The sequence below is a fragment of the Heyndrickxia coagulans DSM 1 = ATCC 7050 genome (genome assembly GCF_000290615.1).
Lineage (GTDB): Bacteria > Bacillota > Bacilli > Bacillales > Bacillaceae_C > Weizmannia > Weizmannia coagulans.
This window is the reverse complement of record NZ_ALAS01000232.1, coordinates 1-1,462: the sequence shown is the minus strand read 5'-3', so window position 1 is coordinate 1,462 and position 1,462 is coordinate 1. Positions and strand designations below refer to the sequence as shown.

The 1,462-nt window shown below is 37.4% G+C and carries 2 protein-coding genes and 1 pseudogene; all 3 read right to left on the bottom strand.

All coding sequences use genetic code 11. The features are described from left to right. Positions 1–86: 86 nt before the first annotated feature. A pseudogene (locus IC21_RS12730) lies at positions 87–326 on the bottom strand (ArsR/SmtB family transcription factor); the annotation flags it as partial. Positions 327–857: 531 nt separating this feature from the next. After that, positions 858–1,019, bottom strand: coding sequence for an antitoxin VbhA family protein (locus IC21_RS17725; protein WP_371836425.1), 162 nt, complete (start codon positions 1,017–1,019; stop codon positions 858–860). 222 nt (positions 1,020–1,241) lie between these two features. Continuing rightward, positions 1,242–1,462 (bottom strand): transposase (locus tag IC21_RS12725; protein WP_035180973.1); only part of this gene is annotated, 221 nt, incomplete at its 5' end.

Sequence of the window (1,462 nt, the reverse complement as noted above, 5' to 3'; positions counted from 1 at the left end):
TCAAGCGACCAGCGATGTCATGAAAAATATGGCATGAGATCAAAATTAAATTTCACTTATTGGTGTCCAAAATATTGACTTAAATCCAGAGTCCGTAAATGATGAGAAGCTGTTGCGACAGAAGAACCAATAATGTTGGCAACATCACACACACACAATTCGTCATCCTGACAAAGTGAAAAAACGATTTTTGTTCTGTTTTCATCTGCAATGGCTTTAAATAATAGGGCAACACTACTTATATCGTGTTTAGCTAATTCGCCTTGTATTCGATTCACTTTTTCTTCGTCATAACAATAAATTTCGCAAGTGTCTTTGGTGCTCATTAATGTCACCTCTTTATATTCAAATGTTCATTTGAATATATTGTACCCCCTTTCCTTTTGATAGTCAAACATTTATTTGAATGATAGGGATATTTCATTCTGTTAAAAAGTTTCGGAACAGTATATAGTGATGAGATTACGGGGATATATTAGTGGACTAAATGTGGGACAAGCGTGGACTATTTGTGGGATTTTAGTGGGCTAAACGTGGGATTTTAATGGGATATTTGTGGGCGAATCGTCTTTTTTTGTACCCATCGTTTTATCAGGCACTGCCTGATCCCACACCTTCGGTGGGGGCAAAAATTCCTTATGCTCTTGCATTTTTCTACCACGATAAAATATCAGATATTTCAGAATATTTTTATCGATTTCGTGATACAATTGTAATCGTGTATAATACGGATACGATCTTCAAGGGGGATCGGCTTTAGGCAGAATAATCCACCCGTGGCCTATAAACTCAAGGGTGGATTATTTTTTTTGGTTAAAAGACAGTATTGAAACAGAGGTCAAGGGCAGCATACCGATTCACTGTTTCCCTGCCAACCTAACTGCTTCACGTTTAAACTGTTCAAAAGAAATCTCTCCTGCTGCTTTTGCAATGACTAGATCCTCAATTTCTTTTGTTACTTTTAAGCCTTCGATTTCAAGTGAAGCTTTTACAGAGAGCCTCTGCCAAAATAAAAATATACCCTTGAGCGAGGCTCTGGAAAATTAATTATCCCGATTTTTTTTGCCTTTTCATCCAGATTTTCAATTTACATCCAGATTTTTAATTCAATAGAAGTAAAACGGTCATTTTTCTTCAAAAAAGGGCATACGTATCCCGCCTTCACAAAATGGTTTTTCTCACTACCCTTTATGGAAAGAAAACGTTCATTTAAGTTATTCACATATCCACCTGTGAATAACTTAATTTGCTCTTTGCAGCCGATTGCGTGTCCATCCACAATTGGCCTTTCCTGTCTGATGGTACGCCATATTTGCCATGATATGCATAGATATCATGCATCGATCTACATGAGCTTCAACTGCCTGTTTCTCACGCTTGTGAACACGACGGAGACTGTATCCGTCTTTTAGAATGCCAAAGATTCGTTCGATGATCGTTCTGGCACTATATAACACTTCAA